Origin of the sequence: Gordonia sputi NBRC 100414 (assembly GCF_000248055.1) — a bacterium.
In the GTDB taxonomy this organism is placed as follows: domain Bacteria; phylum Actinomycetota; class Actinomycetes; order Mycobacteriales; family Mycobacteriaceae; genus Gordonia; species Gordonia sputi.
Genome location: NZ_BAFC01000053.1, coordinates 1 through 4,323, shown reverse-complemented (window position 1 = coordinate 4,323; position 4,323 = coordinate 1). Strand labels below are relative to the sequence as shown.

4 protein-coding genes are annotated in these 4,323 nt (G+C 65.5%); 3 read left to right on the top strand and 1 reads right to left on the bottom strand.

Going from position 1 to position 4,323, the window contains the following annotated elements:
- Window positions 1-304, bottom strand: a 304-nt coding sequence (locus GOSPT_RS08925; protein ID WP_039855350.1) for a hypothetical protein, incomplete at its 3' end; no start/stop codon positions are given.
- A gap of 296 nt (window positions 305-600) precedes the next feature.
- Between GOSPT_RS08925 and ctaD the strand changes: the two genes are divergently transcribed.
- The 3 genes from ctaD to GOSPT_RS08910 all read left to right on the top strand — a co-directional run.
- On the top strand, window positions 601-2,379 hold the full coding sequence (gene ctaD, locus GOSPT_RS08920) for an aa3-type cytochrome oxidase subunit I (RefSeq protein ID WP_005205346.1): 1,779 nt from the start codon (window positions 601-603) through the stop codon (window positions 2,377-2,379).
- Window positions 2,380-2,401: 22 nt separating this feature from the next.
- Window positions 2,402-3,625 carry a phosphoserine phosphatase SerB gene (gene serB, locus GOSPT_RS08915; protein WP_005205343.1) on the top strand — a complete coding sequence of 408 codons (1,224 nt, stop codon included), beginning with the start codon at window positions 2,402-2,404 and terminating at the stop codon, window positions 3,623-3,625.
- A partial coding sequence (locus GOSPT_RS08910) for a peptidyl-tRNA hydrolase (RefSeq protein WP_005205341.1) occupies window positions 3,622-4,323 on the top strand: 702 nt, incomplete at its 3' end. The genes serB and GOSPT_RS08910, both read left to right, overlap by 4 nt.

The window sequence follows — 4,323 nt, the reverse complement described above, 5'->3', positions numbered from 1 at the left end:
TCGCGTCGAGGAGCGACGGATCGGTGACCACGATGCGGTCGACGTCCGACTGGGGTTCATCCGACGCCGTCGGAGCGAGGCAGGTCTTGCTGTAATCGCGGTCGGGTGAGACCACGTTGACGTCGGCGATGCGCGTCGTCGAGGTGCTGATGGTCTTGCCGTCGGGCGTGGTCAAGGCCGTGTTGTCGTCGGAGCATCCCGACAAGCCCATCGCGAGCGCACCCGCGATGACGAGGGCGCCGAGGTGGACGCTGACCTTGCGCGTGCGACCTCTACTGACCGCGCTTTGCTTCCCGCCTGACACGCAGATCAACCTAGCACCGCCGCGCGGCCGTCTTTGGTGGCAGACCGTGGAGGTTTGCGTGACGTCTCTGCAGGGACTGGAATTGACCGCGCGACACGTCGTGTCGGCGGCCGAATATGGGCACTGACATGCCCTTTTCGGCTGTACCGGAGAATTTGTACGACAGATCGTAGGACCCACTCGGCCCAGCCGGGGCGAAGGGGCTACGATCGGTAACCAGCGCTCGGTGTGTCATTGCCAGCGGTAGTTTTTCGTTCGTTGCCGTCCCGAGCTCACGGTCGGTTAGAGGAGGATCTGTGACCGCGGTAGACCAGCCCACAACCCAGGTTGTGCCAGCGCGCCCGTACCCTGCGCGCTATCAGCCCAAGGGTTCTTTCATCTACAAGCTGATCACCACGACCGATCACAAGTTGATCGGCATGATGTACATCACCGCCTGCTTCGCGTTCTTCCTGATCGGTGGCCTGATGGCGCTGCTCATGCGCGCCGAGTTGGCTCATCCGGGCATGCAGTTCCTGTCGACGGAGCAGTTCAACCAGCTCTTCACGATGCACGGCACCGTGATGCTCCTGATGTACGCGACACCGATCGTCATCGGCTTCGCCAACTTCGTCCTTCCGCTGCAGATCGGTTCGCCCGACGTCGCGTTCCCGCGTCTGAACGCGTTCGGCTTCTGGCTGTTCGTGTTCGGGTCGACCGTCGCGATCGGTGGCTTCCTGACCCCCGGCGGTGCCGCCGACTTCGGCTGGACCGCCTACACGCCGCTGACCGACGCGGTGCACTCGCCCGGCGTCGGCGCCGACCTGTGGATCATGGGTCTCGGTGTGTCGGGTCTCGGCACCATCCTCGGTGCGGTCAACATGGTCACGACTGTCGTCTGTCTGCGTGCCCCCGGCATGACGATGTTCCGCATGCCGATCTTCACCTGGAACATCCTGGTGACCAGCGTCCTGATCCTGCTGATCTTCCCGCTGCTGACCGCTGCGCTGCTCGGCCTCGAGGTCGATCGACAATTCGGCGCGCATCTCTACGACCCCGCCAACGGTGGTGTGATCCTCTGGCAGCACCTCTTCTGGTTCTTCGGACACCCCGAGGTGTACGTCATCGCGCTGCCGTTCTTCGGCATCGTGTCCGAGGTGTTCCCTGTCTTCAGCCGTAAGCCGATCTTCGGTTACTCCGGTCTGGTGTACGCAACGCTGGCTATCGCTGCGCTGTCGGTGGCTGTGTGGGCGCACCACATGTACGTGACGGGCGCGGTTCTGCTGCCGTTCTTCTCCTTCATGACGTTCCTGATCGCGGTGCCGACCGGTGTGAAATTCTTCAACTGGATAGGCACGATGTGGAAGGGAAACATCACGTTCGAGACGCCGATGCTCTTCTCTGTTGGCTTCATCGTGACGTTCCTCTTCGGTGGTCTCACCGGCGTTCTGCTGGCCAGCCCGCCGCTGGACTTCCACCTCTCCGACAGCTACTTCGTCGTCGCGCACTTCCACTACGTGTTGTTCGGCACGATCGTGTTCGCCACCTACGCGGGAATCTACTTCTGGTTCCCCAAGATGACCGGACGCATGCTCGACGAGCGACTCGGCAAGTGGCACTTCTGGCTGACGTTCATCGGTTTCCACACGACGTTCCTGGTGCAGCACTGGCTGGGTAACGAAGGCATGCCGCGTCGCTACGCCGACTACCTCCCGTCCGACGGGTTCACCCGCCTGAACGAGATCTCGACGGTCGGTGCGTTCATCCTCGGTCTGTCGACGCTGCCGTTCCTGTGGAACGTCTTCAAGAGCTACCGCTACGGCGAGGTCGTGACCGTCGACGATCCGTGGGGCTTCGGCAACTCGCTCGAGTGGGCGACCAGTTGCCCGCCGCCGCGCCACAACTTCACCGAGCTTCCCCGCATTCGCTCCGAGCGTCCTGCGTTCGAACTGCATTACCCGCACATGGTCGATCGAATGCGTGAAGAAGCGCACGTCGGTGGCGGCCACGGGCATGAGAGCAGGGTGGCCGAGGATGTGCGTCGCGATCCGCTGACCACCGGCAGCCACGAGGCATCCGGCGACCGCGACCGCTGATCGCGGTCCTCACATCGCCTCGATGGAGCAATCCACACCGGTCCTGATCACGGTCACCGGCCCGGACAAGCCGGGCGTCACCTCGGTCCTCATGGGCGCACTCGCGGCGCAGCAGGTGAGCCTGCTCGACGTTGAGCAGGTCGTCATCAACGACCGCCTGACCCTCGGCGTGATGGTCTCGGTCGGCACCGACCCCGAAGAAGTTCAGGACATCGTCGAGCAGGCGATGGGGTCGATCGGCATGGACGTGATCGTCGAGGTCGGCGGCACGCCTGCCGGCCACCGTCCGTCGACTCACGCGGTGGTGTTGCTCGGCAGTCCGGTGACGGCCAAGGCTTTCCGCGCGGTCGCAGCCGAGCTGGCAGGCCAGGGCGGGAACATCGACTCGATCCGGGGCGTCGCCGACTACCCGGTGACCGGACTCGAATTGATGGTCAGCGTCGGTGGACGCAACAGCGTCGCAGCCGACGCCGACCTCCGCAAGGGTCTGGCAGGCGTGGCGGCCAAGCACGGGGTCGACATCGCGATCGAGCGGGGCGGACTCGCACGCCGCGCCAAGCGGCTTGTGGTCTTCGACGTCGACTCGACGCTCATCCAGGGCGAGGTCATCGAGATGCTCGCCGCACACGCGGGTCGCGAGGCCGAGGTCGCCGCGGTGACGGAAGCCGCGATGCGTGGCGAACTCGACTTCGCCGAATCGCTCCGTGAACGCGTCGCGGCGCTCGAGGGTCTCGATGCGCGGGTCCTCGACGAGGTTGCCGGATCGCTGCAACTGACTCCTGGCGCGCGCACCACGATCCGCACGCTGCACCGCCTCGGATACCGCTGTGGTGTGGTGTCCGGTGGGTTCCGACAGGTGATCGACGGTCTCGCGCACGACCTCGAACTCGACTTCGTCCGTGCCAACACCCTCGAAGTCGTCGACGGCCGCCTGACAGGTCGGGTCATCGGAGAAATCATCGACCGGCCCGGTAAAGCGCGGGCGCTGCGGGCGTTCGCCGACCAGGTCGGAGTGCCGATGGAACAGACGATCGCCGTCGGCGACGGAGCCAACGACATCGACATGCTCTCGGTCGCGGGCCTCGGGATCGCCTTCAACGCCAAACCCGCGCTTCGTGAGGTCGCCGACGCCGCGCTCAACCACCCGTTCCTCGACGCGGTGCTGTTCATCCTCGGCGTGACCCGCGATGAGATCGAGGCCGCCGACGCCGCGGATGGAACGTTGCGGCGCGTCCCGTTGCCATGACGTCTGCGGAGTCCGGCGTCGATCCCTTCGACGACGCCTATCGACGTCTCGTCGACTATGTCGGCGGCGCCGATGATCCCGACGACCCCGCCGACGTGCTCGCGATGCAGATGGTGTTGCGGATCGAGAAGTCCGACCCACCCGACCGCACCGAGTTGCTCACCGCGGCAGCGCGGTCGGTTGCCTTGCTCTGTCTCGACGACCGATCCGGCGCGGACGGCCCGTGGTCGGAGCCGATGACGGCGTGGTGCGATGCGCGCATCCGCAAGATTGCGCGCCGTGCACGAGGGACGCATTGGCTTGCGGCACAAGAGGTGTGGGGTGTCACGGCCACTGAGGGCGACGCGCAGGCGCGGGCGTTCGTTCCCGGACGTGTCGGCGACGTCGACCGTCGTATTTCTCGCCTGCAGATCGGCGGCACCGACGTCGACGGGTCGTTGCCGTCGACGCCTGCGGGCGGGGGCGTATGCCTCTGGGTGAATCCCGACCTCGAGATGACCGTCGGCAAGCTCGCAGCGCAGGTCGGCCACGGGGCGATGCTCGCCGTCAAGCTTCTCGACGAGCCGTCGGCTCGTGCATGGCGTGACGCCGGGTGTCCACTGTCGGTGTGCCTCGCCGATCGAGATCGGTGGAAGGAACTGCTCGCCGCCGACGCTCAGCAGCAAGCCGTTGCGGTGCGTGACGCCGGCTTCACCGAG

Coding starts and splice junctions, on each gene's coding strand:
- serB (WP_005205343.1), top strand. CDS start 2,402: ATGGAGCAATCCACACCGGTCCTGATCACGGTCACCGGCCCGGACAAG.